The organism is Jhaorihella thermophila (genome assembly GCF_900108275.1).
Lineage (GTDB): Bacteria > Pseudomonadota > Alphaproteobacteria > Rhodobacterales > Rhodobacteraceae > Jhaorihella > Jhaorihella thermophila.
In genome coordinates, this window is the sequence record NZ_FNVD01000011.1 from 50,523 (window position 1) to 72,907 (window position 22,385).

16 protein-coding genes are annotated in these 22,385 nt (G+C 65.1%); 14 read left to right on the plus strand and 2 right to left on the minus strand.

Annotation, left to right across the window (positions count from 1 at the left end):
• Positions 1 to 288: 288 nt before the first annotated feature.
• The gene (locus tag C4S70_RS13205; RefSeq protein WP_104008582.1) at positions 289 to 1,854 is read right to left on the minus strand and encodes an AMP-binding protein; all 1,566 of its coding nucleotides are present in this window, start codon (positions 1,852 to 1,854) and stop codon (positions 289 to 291) included.
• Positions 1,855 to 2,138: 284 nt separating this feature from the next.
• Between C4S70_RS13205 and rpsA the strand changes: the two genes are divergently transcribed.
• From rpsA to C4S70_RS13230, 5 genes are all read left to right on the plus strand, one after another.
• Complete coding sequence (gene rpsA, locus C4S70_RS13210; protein ID WP_104008583.1) at positions 2,139 to 3,818, plus strand: 30S ribosomal protein S1; 1,680 nt, start codon at positions 2,139 to 2,141, stop codon at positions 3,816 to 3,818.
• A gap of 288 nt (positions 3,819 to 4,106) precedes the next feature.
• Positions 4,107 to 4,391 (plus strand): integration host factor subunit beta, encoded by a 285-nt coding sequence (gene ihfB / locus C4S70_RS13215; RefSeq protein WP_104008584.1) that lies wholly within the window; start codon positions 4,107 to 4,109, stop codon positions 4,389 to 4,391.
• Positions 4,392 to 4,742: a lipopolysaccharide assembly protein LapA domain-containing protein gene (locus C4S70_RS13220; RefSeq protein WP_104008585.1), complete on the plus strand. Its 351-nt coding sequence runs from the start codon at positions 4,392 to 4,394 to the stop codon at positions 4,740 to 4,742. It begins immediately after the preceding gene.
• A gap of 8 nt (positions 4,743 to 4,750) precedes the next feature.
• Positions 4,751 to 5,398, plus strand: a complete 648-nt coding sequence (locus C4S70_RS13225) for a phosphoribosylanthranilate isomerase (protein ID WP_104008586.1) — start codon at positions 4,751 to 4,753, stop codon at positions 5,396 to 5,398.
• A gap of 102 nt (positions 5,399 to 5,500) precedes the next feature.
• Complete coding sequence (locus tag C4S70_RS13230) at positions 5,501 to 6,484, plus strand: complex I NDUFA9 subunit family protein (RefSeq protein ID WP_104008587.1); 984 nt, start codon at positions 5,501 to 5,503, stop codon at positions 6,482 to 6,484.
• A 149-nt stretch (positions 6,485 to 6,633) separates the two neighbouring features.
• Here C4S70_RS13230 and C4S70_RS13235 read toward each other — a convergent pair whose 3' ends face one another.
• Positions 6,634 to 7,440 (minus strand): undecaprenyl-diphosphate phosphatase, encoded by an 807-nt coding sequence (locus C4S70_RS13235; RefSeq protein WP_104008631.1) that lies wholly within the window; start codon positions 7,438 to 7,440, stop codon positions 6,634 to 6,636.
• 229 nt (positions 7,441 to 7,669) lie between these two features.
• Here C4S70_RS13235 and C4S70_RS13240 point away from each other — a divergent pair, with 229 nt between their 5' ends.
• The 9 genes from C4S70_RS13240 to flgK all read left to right on the plus strand — a co-directional run bounded on the left by C4S70_RS13240 (position 7,670) and on the right by flgK (position 22,384).
• Positions 7,670 to 9,106 (plus strand): NAD(P)-dependent oxidoreductase, encoded by a 1,437-nt coding sequence (locus tag C4S70_RS13240; RefSeq protein WP_104008588.1) that lies wholly within the window; start codon positions 7,670 to 7,672, stop codon positions 9,104 to 9,106.
• Positions 9,107 to 9,210: 104 nt separating this feature from the next.
• Entirely contained in the window at positions 9,211 to 13,743 is a 4,533-nt protein-coding gene (gltB, locus tag C4S70_RS13245; RefSeq protein WP_104008589.1) for a glutamate synthase large subunit, read from the plus strand.
• Positions 13,744 to 13,867: 124 nt separating this feature from the next.
• Positions 13,868 to 14,818 (plus strand): Hint domain-containing protein, encoded by a 951-nt coding sequence (locus C4S70_RS13250; RefSeq protein ID WP_104008590.1) that lies wholly within the window; start codon positions 13,868 to 13,870, stop codon positions 14,816 to 14,818.
• A 7-nt stretch (positions 14,819 to 14,825) separates the two neighbouring features.
• Positions 14,826 to 15,572: a monofunctional biosynthetic peptidoglycan transglycosylase gene (gene mtgA, locus C4S70_RS13255; protein ID WP_104008591.1), complete on the plus strand. Its 747-nt coding sequence runs from the start codon at positions 14,826 to 14,828 to the stop codon at positions 15,570 to 15,572.
• 58 nt (positions 15,573 to 15,630) lie between these two features.
• Positions 15,631 to 16,296, plus strand: coding sequence for an FtsZ-binding protein FzlA (fzlA, locus tag C4S70_RS13260; RefSeq protein ID WP_104008592.1), 666 nt, complete (start codon positions 15,631 to 15,633; stop codon positions 16,294 to 16,296).
• Between the two features lie 74 nt (positions 16,297 to 16,370).
• Positions 16,371 to 17,402: a tRNA epoxyqueuosine(34) reductase QueG gene (gene queG / locus C4S70_RS13265; protein WP_104008593.1), complete on the plus strand. Its 1,032-nt coding sequence runs from the start codon at positions 16,371 to 16,373 to the stop codon at positions 17,400 to 17,402.
• Between the two features lie 64 nt (positions 17,403 to 17,466).
• A complete protein-coding gene (locus C4S70_RS13270; RefSeq protein ID WP_104008594.1) occupies positions 17,467 to 19,470 on the plus strand; it encodes a hydantoinase/oxoprolinase N-terminal domain-containing protein in 2,004 nt (667 codons plus the stop codon).
• 114 nt (positions 19,471 to 19,584) lie between these two features.
• Positions 19,585 to 20,886, plus strand: coding sequence for a flagellar hook protein FlgE (locus C4S70_RS13275; protein WP_104008595.1), 1,302 nt, complete (start codon positions 19,585 to 19,587; stop codon positions 20,884 to 20,886).
• A 46-nt stretch (positions 20,887 to 20,932) separates the two neighbouring features.
• Positions 20,933 to 22,384: a flagellar hook-associated protein FlgK gene (flgK, locus tag C4S70_RS13280; protein ID WP_104008596.1), complete on the plus strand. Its 1,452-nt coding sequence runs from the start codon at positions 20,933 to 20,935 to the stop codon at positions 22,382 to 22,384.
• The last annotated feature ends 1 nt before the right edge of the window (position 22,385 follow it).

Consider the following 22,385-nt stretch of genomic DNA (forward strand, 5'->3'; position numbering starts at 1 on the left):
AAAAAATGAAGAACCCCTCGTCCGGGCGGGCGGGGGGCTTTTCATTTTCCGCACAACCGGACTGCGGCCCGGGGCGCGCCGAAGTGTATCCCGCATACCGGCCTGCGTCCCAACGTGTCTTCATCTTGCCGCAAATACTCCGGGGAGCGCGTCGCACCTCTGGTCCGCCTCCGGCGCAACGGGCAGCGCCCCTCGCACCGGTCGGATCGGCACAGCCGATCCGAAACGGCAATGCCCGCACGACAGGCTCCGCGCATCCTCTCTGGAACGCCCTCCTGCGCGAAACGATCAGGCCGCCTCGGCCGCCATCCGGTCGCGCAGCACGCGCCGCAGGATCTTGCCCGAGGCGGATTTGGGGATTTCGTCCACCACCTCGATCCGGCGCACCTGCTTGTAATGCGACAGACGGCCGTCCAGATAGGCCTGCACGTCCTCGAGCGTCACCTGCGCGTCGCCGGCCGGCACGATGAATGCCATCGGGATCTCTCCCGCCTCGTCGTCGGGGATGCCGATCACCGCCACATCGGCGATCATGGGGCTGGTCAGCAATTCGGCCTCCAGCTCGGCCGGAGCAACCTGGAACCCCTTGTATTTGATGAGTTCCTTCACCCGGTCGGTGACAAAGAGGTAACCGTCCTCGTCGATATATCCGATGTCGCCAGTGTGCAGCCAGCCTTCGGCGTCGATGGTCTCGGCCGTGGCCTGTGGATTGTTGAGATAGCCCTTCATCACCTGCGGCCCGCGCACCCACAGCTCGCCGGTCTCGCCGGGGCCGGCGTCTTCGCCGGTCTCGGGGTTCACGATCCGCGATTCGGTATTGGCGATGGTCACGCCCGAGGCGCCCTTGCGGTTGGCGTCCAGCGGGGTCATGTGGCTGACGGGGCTCAACTCGGTCATGCCATAGCCCTGCGTCGCCAGCGTCCCCAGCCGTGCGCCCACCGCGTCGGCCACATCCCCGCCCAAGGGTGCCGCGCCCGAATTGACCTGTATCACGCAGGACAGGTCGTAATTGTCCACGATCGGGTGCTTGGCCAGCGCGATGGCGATGGGCGGTACGATATACATGCGCGGCGTGCGATATTTCGCGCTGAGTTCGAGGAACTGTTCCAGGTCGAAACGCGGCATCGTGACCAGCCCGCCGCCCCCCGCAAGATAGATGTTCATCAGAACCTGCATGCCGTAGATGTGAAAGAACGGAAGGAAAGCGACCGTCATCTCGTCGTCGCGCACATCCGTGGCGCTCAGCACCTGATCCACGTTGGCCACGAGGTTGCGGTGGGTCAGCATCACCCCCTTGGGCAGCCCGGTCGTGCCCGAGGAATAGGGCAGCACCACGACGTCTTCGGCGTAGTTCACAGGCACCTGCGCCTGCAGAGGCGAGCCCATCAGATCGGTCAGCGACGTCGCCCCCTCGGCCTCGCCGATCACGGCAATTTCGGTGACGCCGGTGCCCTCGGCCGCCTCGCGCGCGGTGTCGAGAAACGGCCCCACGGTAATCAGCAGCGAGGCGCCCGAATCGTTCAGCTGGTGGCGCACCTCGTGCGCGGTATAGGTGGGGTTGATCGTCGTGATCGTGCCGCCCGCCCAGGCCACGCCGTGAAATATGATGCAGTATTCCGGCAGGTTCGGCGCCATCAACGCGACCACCTTGCCCTTGCCGAACCCGCGTTCGGTCAAGCCGCCGGCCAGCGCCTTCACGCCCTGCGTGAACTGCCCGACCGTTACCTCACGTCCAGACGGGCCCTCGACCAGGATCACGCGGTCGGGGTTGTCTCCCAGCCCCTCGAATACCCGCTCGGTGATCGACATGTCGCGGATCTCGACATCGGGGTAAGGGCTCTTGACGATCCTCATTTGCATCTCCTCCCATTGATCTGGACCGAGTGTAGCGCGCCGGCGCATATTGCCAACGATTATGGACATGACGGGGCGTCACACGGGCCTTGTCACGCAGGGGAAAACGCGATAAGCACGCCCGCGTCGGCAAGGCGAAAACGCCGCAGGGCAAGAGGACGAGCAGGGTCGGATCCACCGGCCCTCTTTGTTTTGTGCGCTGCCTGTCGGCCAAAGGAAACCTGAAAGACCGGCGGAGACAACCGCGTGGCCAGTATAACGCTTGAAAGGAAACCGAGACCATTATGGCTCAAACCGCATCCATGGAGGAATTCGAAGCCCTCCTGAACGAAAGCTTCGAAATGGACACGCCCCAGGAAGGGAGTGTCGTCAAGGGCAAGGTCATCGCGATCGAGAATGGCCAGGCCGTCATCGATGTCGGCTACAAGATGGAAGGCCGCGTCGATCTCAAGGAATTCGCAAATCCCGGTGAAGAACCCGACGTGAAGGTCGGCGACGAGGTCGAAGTCTACCTGCGCGCCACCGAGAACGCCCGCGGCGAAGCCGTGCTCAGCCGCGAGATGGCCCGCCGCGAAGAGGCCTGGGACCGTCTGGAAAAGGCCTATGCCAATGACGAGCGCGTCGAAGGCGCGATCTTCGGCCGCGTCAAGGGTGGCTTCACCGTCGATCTGGGCGGCGCCGTGGCGTTCCTGCCCGGCAGCCAGGTGGACGTGCGGCCCGTGCGCGATGCCGGCCCGCTGATGGGACTGAAGCAGCCGTTCCAGATCCTCAAGATGGACCGCCGCCGGGGCAACATCGTGGTGTCGCGCCGCGCGATCCTCGAGGAATCCCGCGCCGAGCAGCGCGCCGAGGTCATCGCCAAGCTGAAGGAAGGCGACGTGGTCGATGGCGTGGTCAAGAACATCACCGAATACGGCGCCTTCGTCGATCTGGGCGGTGTTGACGGCCTGCTGCATGTCACCGACATGGCATGGCGCCGGGTGAACCACCCCTCCGAGATCGTGTCGATCGGCGAGACGATCAAGGTGCAGGTCATCAAGATCAACAAGGAAACCCACCGCATCAGCCTTGGCCTGAAGCAGCTGCAGGAAGATCCATGGGATCTGGTGGCGGTCAAGTATCCGCTGGGTTCGGTCCACAAGGGCCGCGTGACCAACATCACCGACTACGGCGCCTTCGTCGAACTGGAGCCGGGCGTCGAGGGTCTGGTCCACGTCTCGGAAATGTCCTGGACCAAGAAGAACGTGCACCCTGGCAAGATCGTCTCGACCTCGCAGGAGGTGGACGTCATGGTGCTGGAAATCGACCCGGCCAAGCGCCGCGTGTCGCTGGGCCTCAAGCAGACCCAGCGCAACCCTTGGGAGGTCTTTGCCGAGCAGTTCCCGCCGGGAACCGAGGTCGAGGGCGAGGTCAAGAACATCACCGAATTCGGTCTGTTCATCGGCCTGCCGGGCGACATCGACGGCATGGTGCACCTTTCGGATCTCAGCTGGGAGGAACGCGGCGAGGACGCGATCCAGAACTACCGCAAGGGCGACGTGGTCAAGGCGGTCGTTCAGGAAGTGGACGTCGAGAAGGAGCGCATTTCGCTGTCGATCAAGGCCGTGGGCGGCGACAAGTTCGCCGAGGCCGTGGGCGGCGTGAAGCGTGGTTCGGTCATCACCGTGACCGTCACCGCGATCGAGGAAGGCGGCATCGAGGTGGAATACGAGGGCATGAAGTCCTTCATCCGCCGCTCCGACCTGTCGCGCGACCGCTCCGAACAGCGGCCCGAGCGGTTCTCGGTCGGTGACAAGGTGGACGTCCGCGTCACCAACGTCGATCCCAAGACCCGCCGTCTGGGCCTGTCGATCAAGGCCCGCGAGATCGCCGAAGAGAAGGAGGCCGTCGCTCAGTATGGCTCGTCCGACTCGGGCGCTTCGCTGGGCGATATCCTGGGCGCCGCGCTCAAGCGCGACGAATAAGCGGAACGCTTTCCGCCTGCAGGCCCCGCGGCATTCCTGCCGCGGGGTTCTCTCGTCCGGCATGGCGCACGGGCGAATCAGGCGCGCCTTGTGCGTCGGCCCCGGGTGTTCGGGCTCGCAAATCCGGCCGAAAGGGTCGGGAAACCCGCGGCGCGTGGGCCGAAATCCGCCAAGCGCCTGAAAATACCTCTGATATTCATTCCCTTATGGTTCCCGCCTTCGTGGAATGTGCGTATAGTCGTGGGAAAGAACGGCCCGTAAGAGTGCTGCCTGGGAGGAACTGCAACGATGATCCGGTCTGAACTGATCCAGAAGATAGCCGAACAGAACCCGCATCTTTACCAGCGCGATGTCGAGAGGATCGTGAACACCTTTTTCGAAGAGGTCACCAATGCCATGGCGCGCGGCGATCGGGTGGAGCTGCGGGGCTTTGGCGCCTTCTCGGTCAAGAAGCGCGACGCGCGGATTGGTCGCAATCCAAGGACCGGCGAAACGGTGCATGTGGAGGAGAAATACGTGCCGTTCTTCAAAACCGGCAAACTTCTCAGGGACCGACTGAACGGAAAAGCCTAGATGCGCTATATTCGCTTTGCCTTTCTGGCCGTACTCGGGATCGTCCTGATCTCGGTTTCGCTCGCCAATCGTGGTTTTGTCACGCTGAAACTGATGCCGGACGATCTGGCCGCCCTTGCCGGGTTCAACTTCACCCTGTCGCTGCCGCTTTTCGTGGTGGTTCTGGGCGGGATCGCCGCGGGGCTGGTGATCGGGTTCATCTGGGAGTGGATGCGCGAATTCCGCATCCGGCGCGAAGCTGACGCGAAGGCGCGGGAGGTCAGAAAGCTAGAACGCGAAGTCACCCGGCTGAAGAAGAAGGAAAGCCAGGGGCGCGACGACGTTCTGGTGATCCTGGACGAGGCCAGCTGAGCCCTTCGATGTCTGCCCAAGTCAACGTGAAGATCTGCGGGCTGACGACGGCCGCGTCGGTCGAGGCCGCCGTTTCGGCGGGGGCCCGATATGTCGGGTTCGTGTTTTTTGAGCGTTCGCCCCGCAACGTTACGATCGAACAGGCCGCGGCGCTCGCGGCCGAGGTGCCGCCGGGGGTCTGCAAGGTCGCGCTGACCGTCAACGCCGACGATGCCGAGCTGGACCGCATCCTCGGCGCGGTTCCCCTCGACATGCTGCAACTGCATGGGCAGGAAACGCCTGACCGCGTGGCCGCGATCAGATCCCGCCACGGCCTGCCGGTGATGAAAGCCATCGGAATCGCCGGCTCCGAGGATATGCCGGCGATCGACCTCTATTCCGACGTGGCGGACCAGTTGCTGATCGACGCCAAACCGCCCAGGGGCGCGGATCTGCCCGGCGGAAACGGGTTGGCCTTTGACTGGCAACTGCTGGCGGCCCGGAAATACTGGCGCCGCCCCTGGATGCTGGCCGGCGGCCTGACGCCGGACAACGTGGCTCAGGCGATCCGCGCCACGGGCGCGCGGCAGGTCGATGTCTCTTCGGGGGTCGAGAGCACGCCGGGGACAAAGGACGCGGCCCTGATCCGGGCCTTTGTCGCGGCGGCCCATACCTGACCGCAACCGTTCGCCCGTGGAGCGGGACGCTGCCATTTGCACCTTGTTCACCGCACCGCTTGAGAGTAGATCGGAACCGATCTGGAAAACAGGAGACTGGTGATGTCGAAACTGGTCGCGATCTATGGTGGTTCGGGATTTGTCGGACGTTACATCGCACGGCGCATGGCGGCGGCTGGCTGGCGGGTCCGGGTTGCGGTCCGGCGCCCGAACGAAGCGTTGTTCGTCAAACCCTATGGCGCCGTGGGCCAGGTCGAGCCGGTTCTCTGCAATGTCCGCGACGATGCTTCGGTGGCGCTGGCGATGGAAGGGGCCGATGCCGTCGTCAACTGCGTCGGCGTGCTGAACGAGCTGGGCAAGAACACCTTTGCCAACGTCCATGCGGATGGCGCCGGCCGCATCGCCCGCATCGCGGCGGAAAAGGGCATTCGGCGCATGGTGCATATCTCGGCCCTTGGCGCCGACGCCGAGTCCGACAGCGAATACGCCCGCACCAAGGCGATGGGTGAAAAGGCGGTTCTGCAGCACATGCCCGATGCCGTGATCCTGCGCCCGTCGGTGATTTTCGGCGCCGAGGACCAGTTCTTCAACCGCTTCGCCGCGATGACTCGCTGGAGCCCGTTCCTGTTCCTCGTGGGCGCCGAAACGCGTTTCCAGCCGGTCTTTGTCGACGACGTCGCCCACGCTGCGGAACTGGGCGTTCTCGGCAAGGCCGAGCCTGGCATCTACGAACTCGGCGGTCCCGAGGTCGCAACCCTGCGCAAACTGGTTCATGACATGCTGGAGGTGATCCACCGCCGCCGCATCGTGATCGGTTTGCCCTTCTGGATCGGGCGAATCATCGCCGGCGCCATGGACTTCGTGCAGTTCGCAAGTTTCCAGCTGATCGAAAACAAGATCCTCACCCGGGATCAGCTGCGCAGCCTGCGCCACGACAATGTCGTCTCCCCAGGTGCCAGGGGCTTTGCCGATCTGGGTATCCGCCCCACGGCGTATGAGGTGATCCTGCCCGAATACCTGTGGAAGTTTCGCCCGACCGGTCAGTATGACGACATCACAGCCTCGGCCCGGCGGCTGCGCGGCTGAGGCATCCCGTTTCGTGATCGGATGATTGTTCAACCGCTGCGCCCGACCTTCGTGTTCGGGCGCGATTGTTCGGGCGGCGTTTCACCTTGCCGTGATCGGCTCTGGGGCCTCGGCGCTGATTGAGATTGGGGCGGCCGTCTGTCGTCCGATCAGGCGCCATAAGCGATTGCGAGCAGAACCACCCCCAGCACCGCGCGGTAAATGACGTAGGGTGTAAAGCTGGCGCTGCGCAGAAACCGCATCATCAGCCAAAGCGCCAGAAGCGCCGAGCCGAACGACAGGGCTGCCGCGATGGCCGCGTCCCTCAGCGCCTGCGGCGTCGCGGTAAAGGCCGCCTCGGTTCCAAGAAGCAGCCCCGATGCGGCGATAATCGGAATCGACATCAGCATGGACAGACGCGCGGCATCGGTGCGCCCGTAGCCCAGCCATCGCCCTCCGGTGATGGTAATGCCCGACCGCGACGTGCCGGGGATCAGCGCCAGAACCTGCCACAACCCCATGATCACCGCATCCCGCGTGGTCCAGTTCGTGCTGCGCCGGGTTTCCGGCCCGGTTCTGTCCGCCCAATACAGCACCAGCCCGAACAGCAGTATCGTCCAGCCGATCACCTTGACAGAACGCATGGCGTCGCTGAGTCCGGTGAAATGCAACGCGGTGCCGGCCAGAACTGCCGGAATCGTCGCCAGGGCCAGATTCCATGCCAGGCTTGCCTCGGCCGTGTCCAGCCGCCCGCGCAAAAGCTGCGGGATGCCGCAAAGCGCCAGTCTTACATCGGACCAAAAGTATATAATCACGGCGCCCAGCGTGCCGACATGCACCGCCACGTCGATCAGCTGTCCCTGATCCCGAAGTTCGGTCAATTCGGGCAAGAGAATCAGGTGACCGGATGAGGATACCGGCAGAAACTCGGTCAGTCCCTGAATCAGGGCCACGAGAATCAGTTGAAAAAGCGGCATGTCGTTCGGGAAAACCGTCGTCAAAGGATTACAGGGCGGGTGTATAGGCGTTTCGGGAAAAAGGAAAGACGGTCAGAAAGATCCGAATCGGACCTAAGTTTTCGCCAAACAGACAATTTCAAACGAGGCGCCGCGAAAATTTCTCCAATAAAGGTCAGTATAATTGACTTTTCATTTTCACGCGGTTCTCGTAAACAGGCGCGACCAAGGAATTGAGGGAGTCCAGGCCGTGGCCAAGCAACCGATGCTCAAGTTCGTCGATATCGCGCGCGACATGCCTGAAAAGCGGGACGCGCAAGCGCGGCGCGAGGATTTTCACGAAATCTATGCCGAGTTCTCGGATGCCAAGGCGGCCGAACAGGCCAGCCGGTGCAGCCAGTGCGGCGTGCCCTATTGCCAGTCGCATTGCCCGTTGCACAACAATATCCCCGACTGGCTGCGCATGACCGCGACCGGGCGGCTGGAAGAAGCGTATCGGCTCAGCCAGTCCACAAACACCTTTCCCGAGATCTGCGGTCGCATCTGCCCGCAGGACCGGCTGTGCGAAGGCAACTGCGTGATCGAACAGTCCGGCCACGGCACCGTCACCATCGGTGCGGTGGAGAAATACCTGACCGACACCGCATGGGAGAAAGGCTGGGTCAAGCCGATCGCGCCTGCGCGCGAACGGTCGCAAAGCGTGGGCATCATCGGCGCCGGACCGGGCGGGCTGGCGGCGGCCGACATGCTGCGCCGCGCCGGCGTGCAGGTGACGATCTATGACCGTTACGACCGCGCCGGCGGTCTGCTGACCTATGGCATCCCCGGCTTCAAGCTGGAAAAGGACGTGGTGATGCGGCGGATCGAGCAGCTCGAACAGGGCGGCGTCGAATTCGTGCTGAACTGTAACGTGGACGCCGACATCTTTGCCACGATCCGGGCCGAACATGACGCGGTGGTCATCGCCACCGGCGTCTACAAGTCACGCGATCTGTCCATGCCGGGCAGCGGGGCGCAGGGGATCGTCAAGGCTCTGGATTACCTCACCGCCAGCAACCGCAAGGGGTTCGGCGATGCGGTGGCAGAATATGACAGCGGCATGCTCAACGCCCATGACAAGCGCGTCGTGGTCATCGGCGCCGGCGACACGGCGATGGACTGCGTGCGCACCGCGATCCGCCAGGGGGCGAAGAGCGTGAAATGTCTCTACCGTCGCGACCGGGCGAACATGCCCGGCAGCCAGCGCGAAGTGCAGAACGCCGAGGAAGAGGGCGTGATCTTCGAATGGCTCAGCGCGCCCAAGGGGTTCACGGATCAGGACGGCAAGGTGACCGGCGTGATGGTGCAAAGGATGCGCCTGGGCGCCCCGGACGCCACCGGACGGCAGGCGCCCGAGGTGATCGAAGGGGCCGATTACGTCGAAGAGGCCGACTTGGTGATCAAGGCGCTGGGCTTCGAGCCCGAGGATCTGCCGACGCTCTTCGGCCAGCCGGATCTGCCGGTGACGAAATGGGGCACGATCAAGGCCGCCTATGGCTCGGGCGAGACCGCGATGGACGGCGTTTATGCGGTGGGCGACATCGTTCGCGGCGCGTCGCTGGTGGTCTGGGCAATCAGCGACGGGCGCGACTGCGCGGCCGCGATCCTGAAGCGGTTCGACGCCGCCACCGCCATCGCGGCCGAATGACGCCCCACAGGCCATCGCCGCCTGACGACGGGAACATGCGGGCGGGCGCAGGCGGGCACGAAGGCCCTGCCGCCCCGGACCCGAACGGAACAAGGAGAACGCCAATGACCAAATACGATGCGAACTGGGTCCGCGAGGAAGAGGCCCGCCGCAAGTGGATGGCCGATAACGGCATGTATCGCGAAGAGGACGAGCATTCCTCGTGCGGGGTGGGGCTTGTCGTGTCGATCGACGGCAAGAAAAGCCGCAAGGTGGTCGAGGCCGGGATCGAGGCGCTCAAGGCGGTCTGGCATCGCGGCGCGGTGGATGCCGACGGCAAGACCGGCGACGGCGCGGGCATCCATGTGCAGATCCCGGTGCCGTTCTTCTACGACCAGATCAAGCGCACCGGCCACGAACCCCGCATGGATCAGCTGATCGCGGTGGGTCAGGTGTTCCTGCCGCGCACCGATTTCGCCGCGCAGGAAACCTGCCGCACGATCATCGAGACCGAGATCCTGCGGATGGGCTATTACATCTACGGCTGGCGGCACGTTCCGGTAAATATCGACGTTCTGGGCGAAAAGGCCAACGCCACCCGGCCCGAGATCGAACAGATCCTGATTTCGAACAGCAAGGGCGTGGACGAGGAACAGTTCGAGCGCGAGCTCTATGTCATCCGCCGCCGGATCGAGAAGGCCGCCGCCGCGCAGAACATCAGCGGGCTCTACATCGCTTCGCTCAGCTGCCGCAGCATCATCTACAAGGGCATGATGCTGGCCGAGCAGGTGGCCGAGTTCTACCCCGATCTCAAGGACGACCGGTTCGAGAGCGCCTTTGCGATCTACCACCAGCGCTATTCCACCAACACCTTCCCGCAATGGTGGCTGGCGCAGCCGTTCCGGATGCTGGCGCATAACGGCGAGATCAACACGCTGAAGGGCAACCTGAACTGGATGAAGAGCCACGAGATCCGCATGGCCTCGTCCTATTTCGGCGAAAAGGCCGAGGACATCAAGCCGATCGTGCCGCAGGGGTCGTCGGATTCGGCGGCGCTGGATGCGGTGTTCGAGGTGCTGGTGCGCGCAGGACGCAGCGCGCCGATGGCCAAGACCATGCTGGTCCCCGAAAGCTGGTCCAAGCAGGCGGTCGAACTGCCCAAGGCCTGGCGCGACATGTATTCCTATTGCAACAGCGTGATGGAGCCTTGGGACGGTCCCGCCGCTCTGGCGATGACCGATGGCCGCTGGGTCTGCGCGGGGCTCGACCGCAACGGGCTGCGGCCGATGCGCTATGTGGTGACCGGCGAAGGGCTGGTGATTGCCGGGTCCGAGGCGGGCATGGTGCCGGTCGACGAGACCACCGTGCGCGAAAAGGGCGCGCTGGGGCCGGGGCAGATGCTGGCCGTGGACATGGCCGAAGGCAGGCTCTACCACGACGCGGAGATCAAGGACAAGCTGGCCGCCGCCCAGCCCTTTGGCGAATGGGTCGAGAAGATCAACGACCTGGGCGAGGTGCTGGACAGGGTCACCGAAGCGCCGATGTTCACCGGCGAAGAGCTGCGCAAACGGCAGATCGCGGCCGGCTACACGCTGGAAGAGGTCGAACAGATCCTCGCGCCGATGGCCGAGGACGGTAAGGAGGTGGTCGCCTCCATGGGCGACGACACGCCTGCGGCAGTGCTGAGCAAGCAGTATCGCCCGCTGAGCCATTATTTCCGGCAGAATTTCAGCCAGGTGACCAACCCGCCGATCGACAGTCTGCGGGAATACCGGGTGATGAGCCTCAAGACCCGGTTCGGCAATCTCAAGAACGTGCTGGACGAGGACAGCAGTCAGACCGAGATCATCGTGCTGGACAGCCCCTTTGTCGGCAACGCGCAATGGGCCGAGCTGGTCAAGCAGTTCAACTCGCCCCTGGTGGAAATCGACTGCACTTTCGAGCGGGGCGAAGGCGCGTTGAACGCGGCGCTGGCGCGGATCCGGGCCGAGGCCGAGGACGCGGTGCGCTCGGGCGCGGGGCATCTGGTGCTCACCGATCACCATTCGGGGCCGGACAAGGTGGCGATGCCGATGATTCTCGCCACCAGCGCGGTGCACAGCCATCTGACGCGGCAGGGTCTGCGCACCTTCTGTTCGCTGAACGTGCGGTCGGCGGAATGCATCGACCCGCATTACTTTGCGGTGCTGATCGGCTGCGGCGCGACCGTCGTGAACCCCTATCTGGCCGAAGACACGCTGGCCGACCGGATCGAGCGCGGTCTGCTGGAGGGCACGCTGACCGAGAACATGGCGCGCTACCGCGAGGCGATCGACCAAGGCCTCTTGAAGATCATGTCCAAGATGGGGATCAGCGTGATCTCGTCCTATCGCGGCGGGCTGAACTTCGAGGCGGTGGGCCTGTCCCGCGCAATGTGCGCGGAGTATTTCCCGGGCATGGTCAGCCGGATTTCCGGCATCGGCGTCAGCGGCATCCAGGTCAAGGCCGAGGAGATCCACGCCAAGGGGTGGCACTCCGGTCTGGACGTTCTGCCGATCGGCGGCTTCTACAAGGCGCGCGCGAGCGGCGAAACACATGCCTGGACCGCAACCGCGATGCACCTGATGCAGCAGGCCTGCAACCGCGCCTCCTATCAGCTGTGGAAGCAGTATTCGGCGCAGATCCAAGCCAACCCGCCGATCCATCTGCGCGACTTGATGGACTTCAAGCCGCTGGGCAAGCCGGTGCCGCTGGAAGAGGTGGAATCGATCACCGCCATCCGCAAGCGGTTCGTCACGCCGGGCATGTCGCTGGGTGCGCTCAGCCCCGAGGCGCACAAGACGCTGAACGTGGCGATGAACCGCATCGGCGCCAAGTCGGACAGCGGCGAGGGCGGCGAGGATCCGGCGCATTTCGTGCCCGAACCCAACGGCGACAACCCCAGCGCCAAGATCAAGCAGGTGGCCTCGGGCCGGTTCGGCGTGACGGCGGAATATCTCAACCAGTGCGAAGAGCTCGAGATCAAGGTGGCCCAGGGCGCCAAGCCGGGCGAGGGCGGTCAGCTTCCGGGGCTGAAAGTCACGGAACTGATCGCGCGGCTGCGGCATTCGACGCCGGGCGTGACGCTGATCTCGCCCCCGCCGCATCACGACATCTATTCGATCGAGGATCTGGCGCAGCTGATCTATGACCTGAAACAGATCAACCCGCGCGCCAAGGTCTGCGTCAAGCTGGTCGCCTCCTCCGGTGTCGGCACGATCGCGGCCGGCGTGGCCAAGGCCAAGGCCGACGTGATCCTGATCTCGGGGCACAACGGCGGTACCGGGGCCAGCCCTGCCACTTCGATCAAGTATGCGGGACTGCCGTGGGAGATGGGCCTGACCGAGGCGCATCAGGTTCTGGCGATGAACAACCTGCGCGATCGGGTGACGCTGCGCACCGACGGGGGCCTGCGCACGGGGCGCGACATCGTGATGGCGGCGATGATGGGGGCCGAGGAATACGGCATCGGCACCGCCGCGCTGATCGCGATGGGCTGCATCATGGTGCGCCAGTGTCAGTCGAACACCTGCCCGGTGGGCGTCTGCACCCAGGACGAACGCCTGCGGGCCAAGTTCACCGGCACCGCCGACAAGGTCGTGAACCTCATCACCTTCTACGCGCAGGAGGTGCGTGAGATCCTGGCCAGCCTGGGCGCGCGCTCTCTGGACGAGGTGATCGGGCGGGCCGATCTGCTGGCGCAGGTGTCGCGCGGGGCGGCGCATCTGGATGATCTGGACCTGAACCCGATGCTGATCACCGTCGATGGCGCCGCGGACATCGTCTATGACCGCAACAAGCCGCGCAACGAGGTGCCGGACACGCTGGATGCCGAGATCGTGCGCGACGCGGCCCGGTTCCTGAAGGACGGCGAAAAGATGCAGCTGACCTATGCGGTGCAGAACACGCATCGTTCGGTGGGCACGCGGGTCTCCAGCCACATTGTGCAGAACTTTGGAATGCGCAACGCGTTCCAGCACGACCACCTGCACATCAAGCTTCAGGGCAGCGCGGGCCAGTCGCTGGGCGCCTTCGCTGCGCCGGGGCTCAAGATCGAGGTGTCGGGCGATGCCAACGATTATGTCGGCAAGGGCCTGTCGGGGGGCACCATCGTGGTGCGTCCGCCGATGGCCAGCCCGCTGGTGGCCGATCAGAACACCATCATCGGCAACACCGTGCTTTACGGTGCGACCGACGGCTATCTGTTCGCGGCGGGACGCGCGGGCGAGCGGTTCGCGGTGCGCAATTCGGGCGCCCATGTGGTGGTCGAGGGCTGCGGCTCCAACGGTTGCGAATACATGACCGGCGGCGTGGCGGTGATCCTGGGTTCGATCGGCGCCAATTTCGGTGCGGGCATGACCGGGGGCATGGCCTATCTCTACGACCCCGAGCGCAAGGCCGAGGCGCTGATGAACATGGAGACGCTGGTGACCTGCCCGGTCACGGTCGAGCATTGGGAGCGCCAGCTGAAGATCCTGATCGAGCGCCACGAGGCCGAAACCGGCAGCCGCAAGGCCGCCGACATCCTTCAGCACTGGGATGTTGAACGGGCGAACTTCCTGCAGGTCTGCCCCAAAGAGATGCTGCCGCATCTGCCGGTGCCGCTCACGGTCGAGGAAACGGCAGTGCCCGCCGAGTAACGGTAGAATTTTCTGGAAAGTCTCGATCCGGGGTCCTGTCAGGGGCCCCGGTTTTCGTCTGCGGGAACGAATTTTCAAAACCTTTGGGAGAGCCTGTCACCTGCGAAGACAAAGCGGGCGCGGCATGAGCGGCAAGTTCAAAAGTTTCTGGAACAAGGGCGACCACGCGGTCGAGCACACCGATCAGTTCTGGGTGCTGGATCCGGCGGTTCCCCCGAAACCGGGGGCCGCGCTTGAGGTGCGTGAGCTGACTTTCACCGACCGCGGCGGCGATGGCGAGATCAACCGCTGGGGCTGCGATTCGATCGACGGGCATCGGGTCACCCATGTCTGGAACGGCGATACGGTGACGGTAAAGATCCCCGGCGAAGGGCTGGTGACGGTCAAGGGCGCGACGATCTACGCCAAGGGAATGTCGGCGGTGTTCACGCCGACCGACGGCACGGTGCTGAAGGATGCCGAATTCGTCAGCTCTTCGTTCGTCAAGACCAACGGCACGCTCGAGCTGGCCGATCTGGAACCAGCCTGCTTCACGCCCGGCACGTTGATCGATACCGACTGCGGCCCGCGCCCGGTGGAGGCGATCGGCCGGGGCGACAGGGTTCTGACGAAGGATGACGGATATCTCGCTGTGGTCTGGGTGGGGCGCCGGACGGTGTCCGCCCGTGGGCAGTTCGCGCCCGTTCGGATCGGAGCGGGGGTTCTGGGGAACCGTCGGCCCTTGCTGGTAAGCCCTGCGCATCGGGTGCTCGTCACCGGATGGGCGGCCGAGCTGCATGTCGGTCGGCCCGAGGTTCTGGTCGCGGCGCGCCATCTGGTGGACGGCCGCCGCGTTCGGGTGCGACAGGGCGGCGCGGTGACCTATCTGCACCTCGGGTTCGACCGTCATGCGCTGGTGAGCTCCGAAGGGGTGTGGACGGAAAGCCACTTTGCCAGCGTCGCGGGGCGGGCCGAGGGCGCGGCGCTGTTTCCCGGCCGGGTGCGCCCGCCGAAGCTGGTTCGGCCGGAGGCGGGCCGGGCCGAGGCGCGGATCCTGGCCGAGGCGGTTTGCCGCGGGGCCATGCCTGCCCTATAGGTGGGGCATGGCAAGACGGGCAGGAAACCGGTCCAAAAAGGGCGCAAACCGCCGGGGCAGGACGAAACGGACGAGCGAAAGGAGGCCGGGCCGTCGGGTGGCGCGCTTTCTGGTGCGGGCCGCGTCGATTCTGGCGGTCGGGATGCTGGCGCTGGTGGCGCTGTTTTCGGTGGTGAATCCGCCGATCACCTGGACCATGGTTTCGGAATATCGTCGGCTGGGGACGATCGAACGCGACTGGGTACCGATGGAAAGGATCGCCCCGGTTGCGGCGCGGTCGGTGGTGGCGGCGGAGGACGCCAATTTCTGCCTGCACTGGGGGTTCGACGTGGCGGCGATTCGCAAGGCGATCGAGTCGGGTGCGGTGCGCGGGGCCTCGAGCATCACGCAACAGACGGTGAAAAACGTTTTCCTGTGGCAGGGGCGAAGCTGGTTCCGCAAGGCGTTGGAGACGCTGATCACGCCGGTGGTGGAACTGTTCTGGACCAAGCGGCGCATTCTGGAAGTCTATCTGAACGTGGCCGAAATGGGCGAAGGCGTCTTTGGCATCGAGGCTGCGGCGCGGCATCATTTCGGGGTGGGGGCAGCCGAGCTGACGGCCCCGCAGGCGGCACTGATCGCGGCGGTTCTGCCCGATCCCAAGGGGCGGAGCCCTGCGCGGCCCTCGGCGGCGTTGAACAGGCGCGCCGCCGCGATCATGGACGGGGCGGCAACGATCCGCGTTGATGGGCGCGCGGCCTGTTTCGAGGATTGAAGTCTCCCGCCCGGCAAGGCTATCTGGAAGAACCTTTCCCGATTGTTTCAGGATCATCATGGCCCGACTGTTTCACGTTCCGCTGTCCCCCTTCTGCCGCAAGGTGCGGCTGGTTCTGGCCGAGAAGAAGATCGAGGTGGAACTGGTGGAAGAGCGCTATTGGGAGGGCAGCATGGAGTTCCTGCGCCGCAACCCCGCCGGCAAGGTGCCGGTTCTGCGGCTGGACGGGCAGACCATGGCCGAAAGCACCGCGATCTGCGAATATGTCGAGGAAACGCGCCCCGAGCCGCCGCTGTTGCCCAGGGATCCCGCCCAGCGATACGAGGTGCGGCGGCTGGTGGGGTGGTTCGATGACAAGTTCCACAACGAGGTGACGTCGAAGCTGTTGTATGAGCGGGTGAACAAGAAAATCACCGGCGAGGGCTATCCGGACAGCCGCAGCGTGAAGGCGGGTGCGCGGGCGATCAAGTTTCATCTGGACTACATGGCGTGGCTTCTGGACCGGCGGCGGTGGCTGGCGGGAGATGTGATGACGTTGGCGGATTTTGCCGCCGCAGCGCATCTGAGTTCGCTGGATTACATTTCGGACGTGGACTGGAACCGGCAGTCGGTAGTCAAGGACTGGTATGCCAAGATCAAATCGCGCCCCGCGTTCCGGTCGATTCTGGCCGATCAGATTCCCGGTTTCCGGCCACCGCCGCATTATGCCGATCTGGATTTCTGATTCGAGAGGGCGGCGGGGGGCGCTGCCCCCCGGCCTGCGGCCTCCCCCCGGTGTATTTCGGACCAGAAAGAAGCATGGATGAGCTGAAGAAGAGGTTGGTTGCGCGTGCCCTGGAGGAGGGGTTCGTGGATGTCGGCATCTGCCGGCCGTGGGCGGTGCCCGAGGTGGCGGAGCGTCTGGCTGCGTTCGTTGCGGCTGGCCGGCACGGCCAGATGCGCTGGATGGCCGAGCGGATGGCGTGGCGGGGCAATCCGGCCGCGCTGTGGCCCGAGGCGCGGTCGGTGATCATGCTGGCCGAGAGCTATACGCCGGCGGAGGACCCCATGGCGGTGGTGGGGCGGCCCGGCCGCGGGGCGATTTCGGTTTATGCGCGCAATCGCGACTATCACGATATCGTCAAGAAGCGCCTGAAGCGGCTGGCGCGGTGGCTGATCGCCGAGGCCGGGGGCGAGGTGAAGGTGTTCGTGGACACCGCGCCGGTGCCGGAAAAGCCGTTGGGGCAGGCCGCCGGGATCGGCTGGCAGGGCAAGCATACCAATCTGGTGAGCCGTCGTTGGGGGAACTGGGCCTTTCTGGGGGCGGTGTTCACGACTCTGGAATTGCCCGTCGATCCGCCCGAGCAGGACCACTGCGGATCCTGCCGGGCGTGCCTGGCGGCTTGTCCGACGGATGCCTTTCCGGCGCCCTATCAGCTGGATGCGCGGCGTTGCATTTCGTATCTCACGATCGAACATGACGGGCCGGTGGGCGAGCCGTTGCGGGAGAAGTTGGGCAACCGGATCTACGGCTGTGACGACTGTCTGGCGGCCTGCCCGTGGAACAAGTTCGCTGTCACTGCGAGCGACATGCGTTATGCCGCGCGCGATGCGTTGCGGGCGCCGCGGTTGAGGGAACTGGCGGCGCTGGACGACGTGGGGTTTCGGGCGATGTTCTCGGGCTCGCCGATCAAGCGGATCCGGCGGGGGCGGTTCGTGCGGAACGTGTTGTACGCGATCGGCAATTCCGGTGATCCGGAGCTGCGATCGGCGGCGCAGGCGCTGGTCGGTGATGATGATCCGGTCGTGGCGGATGCGGCGAGATGGGCCGTGAAACGATTGTCCGGGTGACGCAAGCGGGCAAGACGCGGTTGGCGGCCGGGTTGCATCCGGCGGAAGGACTGGAGGATGGCGGATGAGCCTTCTGCTGGGGGTTGATACGGGCGGCACCTATACGGATGCGGTGCTGATCCGCGGCGAAGAAGTGCTGGCCAGCGCCAAGGCGTTGACCACGCGCCACGATCTGGCGATCGGGATAGGCGAGGCCGTGCGGTCGGTGGTGGGGGCGGCGGCGGTCGCGCCCGGTGAAATCGGCATGGCATCGCTTTCGACGACGCTGGCAACCAATGCGCTGGTCGAAGGGCAGGGCGGGCGCGTGGCGCTGATTTACATCGGGTTCGAGGCGGCCGGCCTGGAACGCCACGGTCTGCGCGAGGCGCTCAGGGGCGACCCGGTTCTGGTCATGGCCGGCGGGCACGATCATTCGGGGCGCGAACTGGCGCCGCTGGATCTGGCGGCGCTGGAGGCGTTTCTGACCGCCGAAGGGCGCGGCGTGTCGGGGTTCGCCGTTGCCGGGCGCTTTGCCACGCGCAATCCGGCGCATGAGCTTGCCGTTGCGCGGTTGGTGACCGAGATGACCGGGACCCCCGCGACCTGTTCGCACCATCTTTCGGCCAGGCTCAACGGCCCAAAACGTGCGGTGACCGCGGTTCTGAATGCGCGGCTGATCGGCATGATCGATAGACTCATCGGCCGGGCGCAGCATGTCCTGGCCGAACTGGGGATCGACGCGCCTTTGATGGTGGTGCGGGGGGACGGGGCGCTGATGTCCGCTGCTCAGGCGCGCAGCCGGCCGATCGAAACGATCCTGAGCGGGCCGGCGGCGTCGATCGTCGGCGCCCGCTGGTTGACCGGCGTCGAGAACGCGCTGGTCAGCGATATCGGCGGGACGACCACGGATGTGGCGCTTTTGCGTGACGGGCGGCCGGCGATTGCCCCCGAAGGGGCGCGGGTCGGCGGGTTCCAGACCATGGTCGAGGCCGTGGCGATGCGGACATGGGGGCTGGGCGGCGACAGCCAGGTGCATCTGCGCGCGCAAGGCTTGGTGGGCGGTGTCACGCTCGGCCCGCGCCGGGTCGTGCCTGTGTCCCTGCTGGCGCATGAGGCCCCCGAGGTGGTGCATGCGGCGCTGGACGCCGATCTGCGCGCGGCCGCGCCCGGCGAGATGGACGCCGTCTTTGTCCGCGCTGTTCGGGGCGTGGAGCCCCATGGGCGGAGTGAGCGAGAGGCGCATCTGCTGGAGCGGCTGGCAGAAGGAGTTCAGCCGCTGCGCAAGGTGCTGCGGAACCGGATGGATCGCGTGGCGCTGTCCCGGCTCGAGGATCGAGGTCTGGTTCAACTGAGCGGAATCACGCCTTCGGATGCCGCGCATGTGCTGGGCTGGGCCGAGGCCTGGGACCGCGAGGCGGCCGAGAAGGCGTTGACGCTGTGGGCGCGCAAGCGGATCGGATCGGGTGAGGCGCTGGCGGCCGATCCGCATGGGATGGCGCAGCTGATCGTGGATCAGCTGGTCGAACAGACGGTTCAGGCGCTGCTCGAAGCGGCCCTTGCCGAGGAGGCGCCGTCATTCGGCCCGGATCCGGCGGATCTGGCCCGGCATGTCCTCATGCGGCAGGCGCTGGGCGGGCACAGGGGGCTTTTGCGGCTGGATGCGGCGGTCAATGTGGATATCGTCGGACTGGGCGCCTCGGCGCCGATCTATTACCCGGCCGTGGGCGAACGGTTGCGCGGCCGGATGATCCTGCCCGAGCACGCGGGTGTCGCCAATGCCATCGGTGCGGTGGTCGGGCAGGTGACGATGCGTCGGCGCGGCGTCGTGACGGTACCCGCGCCGGGCAGGTTCCGGGCGCACCTGCCGGACGGCCCGCAGGACTTTGCCGATGCCGACGCGGCCATGGCGTGCCTGGAGCTGGCCCTGCGGCGGGAAGCGGCAGAAGCCGTCGAGCGGGCCGGGGTGGCCGATGCGGAACTCGGCGTTCGGCGCGAGCGGCGCACCGCCGAGGTCGAGGGCCGGCGGGTTCTGGTCGAGGCCGAAATCGTGGTCGAGGCCAGCGGTCGCCCCAGAGTCGCGGTCGCCTGAGCGGGCGATTCCCGACAATTCGCGGGATCGGGATGCGCGGTTAAACCGCTTCTTAATGGTCCGCGCGCTATGTGTTGCAACCGGAGACGGTTCCAGCATCAGAAAGGCGCGTTCATGACAATTTCCTCTTCTCTCAATGCCGGGGTTGCCGGATTGGCAGCGAATGCAAGCCGGCTGGCTTCGATTTCCGACAACATCGCCAATTCCTCGACCTACGGCTACAAACGGGTCCAGACGGATTTCCATTCGATGGTAATCTCCTCTCAGGGCGGGACCTATTCCGCAGGGGGCGTGCGCGCGACTACCCAGCGCCTGATTGACGAACGCGGGGCGCTGGTTTCCACCTCGAACGCGACCGATCTGGCGGTGCGCGGCCGTGGCATGCTGCCGGTTGCCAAGCTGTCCCAGGTGAATGCCGCAAACGGTGTGCCGCAGATGCTACTGACCACGACCGGATCGTTCCGCACCAATTCCGACGGTTTGCTGACCACGGAAACGGGGCTGGTTCTTCTGGGTTGGCCGGCACAGCCTGACGGCACCGTTCCCAGCTATCCGCGCGACACGGCCGAGGGGCTGGAGCCGGTGCAGATCAACGTCAATCAGTTCTCCGGCGAGCCGACCACGCGAATGGCGCTGGGCGTGAACCTTCCCGCGACCGAAACCGATGCTTCCGCCTCCGGCGAAGCGCAGGAGTTGTCGGTGGAGTATTTCGACAATCTCGGCACCTCCGAAAGCATCAGAATTTCGTTCACGCCCACCGTTCCCGCCACGGGTTCCTCCAACGAGTGGACGATGGTTCTGCGCGACACCGCCTCGGACAATGCGGTGATCGGGGAATATGTCCTGACCTTCGACGACAGTCGGGCCTCGGGCGGGACCTTGGCGTCGGTTTCAACCGTTTCGGGCGGCGCCTATGATCCGGCCACTGGAACGATGGTCGTGAACGTGGCGGGCGGGCCGATCGAGATCGACATCGGAAATATCGGAGAGACCGACGGGATAACCCAGCTGTCGGATCGGTTCGCGCCGGTTTCGATTTCCAAGGACGGGTCGCCTGTCGGGAACATGACGAGTGTCGAAGTGGACGCCAACGGTTTCGTTCATGCCTTCTTCGACACGGGGATCACCAGAACCATCTACAAGGTGCCTCTTGTCGATTTGCCGAACCCGAACGGCATGGTGGCGCTGGACCATCAGACCTATGTGCCGTCGCCTGAAAGCGGCACCTATTTCCTGTGGGATGCGGGCGAGGGACCCACCGGGGACATCGTGTCCTATGCGCGAGAGGAATCGGCGACTGACGTTGCCAGCGAACTGACCGAGATGATCCAGACCCAGCGGGCCTATTCTTCGAACGCCAAAGTGATCCAGACGGTGGACGAGATGCTCCAGGAGACCACCAATATCAAGCGATAGGGCCGTGTGATCCGGGCGTGGCAGTCAAGAAACAGGAGTGACGGACATGACGATTTCAGCGGCCCTTCGCAGCGCGCTCACCGGTCTGGGGGCCTCCGCTCGCAGTTCGGGCGTCATCGCCGAGAATATCGCGAATGCGATGACCCCGGGCTACGCGCGCCGCTCGGTCGAGCTGGCGTCCAAGGCGGAAACCGGACCGGGCGTGCAAATCGTTGGAATCGTCCGGCATTCGGACCCGGTCATCGTGGCGAACCGGCGGGCGGCTGCGGCGGAACTGGCCTCGCAAGACGCCGTGGCCGAGTTTCATTCGGAACTGGAGAGGCTGGTGGGCGATGGCACCGACGGCAGTTCGCTCGCCGGGCGCCTCGCGGATTTCCACGCAAGTCTGATCGATGCCGCCAACCGGCCGGAAGCGACGGAACGGCTTGAAACCGTGGCGCGTCGGGCGTCGGACCTCGCTCAGGCTGTTTCAGGCGCCGCCGAGGGGCTCCGCCAGCTTCGCAACCGGGCCGACAGCCGCATCGGGGGCATGGTTGACCGGTTGAACACGCTGCTCGAAGACACGCGTGCACTGAATGTCCGGATCACGGCCGCCGACGTGGCTGGCGCGGAAACGGCCTCCCTGATCGACCAGAGGCAGAGGCTGATCGACGAGATCAACGAAATCGTTCCGGTTCGGATCGCGGAACGGGATCACGGGCAGGTTGCGCTGTATTCCAAAGGCGGTGCGGTTTTGCTGGACGGTCGGCCTGCTCGGTTCGAATTCAGTCCGGCAACCGACACCATGCCGCACATGACGCTCGAAAATGGACTCTTGTCCGGGTTGTCGATCAACGGTGTTCCGGTGCGAACCGGAAGAGAGCGCAGCCCGGTCGCCGGTGGCGCCTTGGCCGCGCAGTTTCGCATTCGCGATGAACTGACGGTCGAAGCGCAGGCGGACCTCGACCTGTTGGCGCGGGATCTGATCGAGCGATTTGCAGGCGGCGGGGTCGACGATACCATTTCGCCGGGATCACCGGGGCTCTTCACCGATGCCGGCGCGGCGTTCGACACGACGCAGGTAACCGGGCTTTCTTTGCGGCTCGAATTCAATCAGGCTGTTGATCCGGCCAGGAACGGCGAAAGCTGGCGTCTCAGGGCCGGGCTGGGGGCGTCGGACCCCGGAGAGCCGGGGGACGGCGCGCTCTTGACCCGACTGGCGGACGCTTTGTCCGCGCCGCGCCTCTTGCCCCAAGATCGCTTGGGGGCCGGAGCAATGACAGCCGAAGATGTTGCCGCCGCTCTCACGTCACGCGCTGTTCAGGGCAGTCAGGAATCGGACGCCAGGTTGAGCTTTCTGTCCGCTCAGAAATTGGAGTTCGAACGCCTGGAATCGGAGCAGGGCGTTGATACGGATGCCGAACTGCAAAACCTCATGGTTGTCGAGCGGGCATATGCCGCGAACGCTCGGGTTGTTCAGGCGGTTGAAACCATGATGCAGGCGTTGCTGGAGCTTTGAG

Excerpts from the sequence above, each read along its gene's own strand:
- flgK (WP_104008596.1), top strand. The coding sequence starts at position 20,933 with ATGACGATTTCAGCGGCCCTTCGCAGCGCGCTCACCGGTCTGGGGGCC.
- C4S70_RS13275 (WP_104008595.1), top strand. The coding sequence starts at position 19,585 with ATGACAATTTCCTCTTCTCTCAATGCCGGGGTTGCCGGATTGGCAGCG.
- C4S70_RS13225 (WP_104008586.1), top strand. The coding sequence starts at position 4,751 with ATGTCTGCCCAAGTCAACGTGAAGATCTGCGGGCTGACGACGGCCGCG.
- C4S70_RS13220 (WP_104008585.1), top strand. The coding sequence starts at position 4,392 with ATGCGCTATATTCGCTTTGCCTTTCTGGCCGTACTCGGGATCGTCCTG.
- mtgA (WP_104008591.1), top strand. The coding sequence starts at position 14,826 with ATGGCAAGACGGGCAGGAAACCGGTCCAAAAAGGGCGCAAACCGCCGG.
- C4S70_RS13230 (WP_104008587.1), top strand. The coding sequence starts at position 5,501 with ATGTCGAAACTGGTCGCGATCTATGGTGGTTCGGGATTTGTCGGACGT.
- fzlA (WP_104008592.1), top strand. The coding sequence starts at position 15,631 with ATGGCCCGACTGTTTCACGTTCCGCTGTCCCCCTTCTGCCGCAAGGTG.
- C4S70_RS13250 (WP_104008590.1), top strand. The coding sequence starts at position 13,868 with ATGAGCGGCAAGTTCAAAAGTTTCTGGAACAAGGGCGACCACGCGGTC.
- rpsA (WP_104008583.1), top strand. The coding sequence starts at position 2,139 with ATGGCTCAAACCGCATCCATGGAGGAATTCGAAGCCCTCCTGAACGAA.
- C4S70_RS13270 (WP_104008594.1), top strand. The coding sequence starts at position 17,467 with ATGAGCCTTCTGCTGGGGGTTGATACGGGCGGCACCTATACGGATGCG.
- C4S70_RS13235 (WP_104008631.1), bottom strand. The coding sequence starts at position 7,440 with ATGCCGCTTTTTCAACTGATTCTCGTGGCCCTGATTCAGGGACTGACC.
- queG (WP_104008593.1), top strand. The coding sequence starts at position 16,371 with ATGGATGAGCTGAAGAAGAGGTTGGTTGCGCGTGCCCTGGAGGAGGGG.
- C4S70_RS13205 (WP_104008582.1), bottom strand. The coding sequence starts at position 1,854 with ATGAGGATCGTCAAGAGCCCTTACCCCGATGTCGAGATCCGCGACATG.
- ihfB (WP_104008584.1), top strand. The coding sequence starts at position 4,107 with ATGATCCGGTCTGAACTGATCCAGAAGATAGCCGAACAGAACCCGCAT.
- gltB (WP_104008589.1), top strand. The coding sequence starts at position 9,211 with ATGACCAAATACGATGCGAACTGGGTCCGCGAGGAAGAGGCCCGCCGC.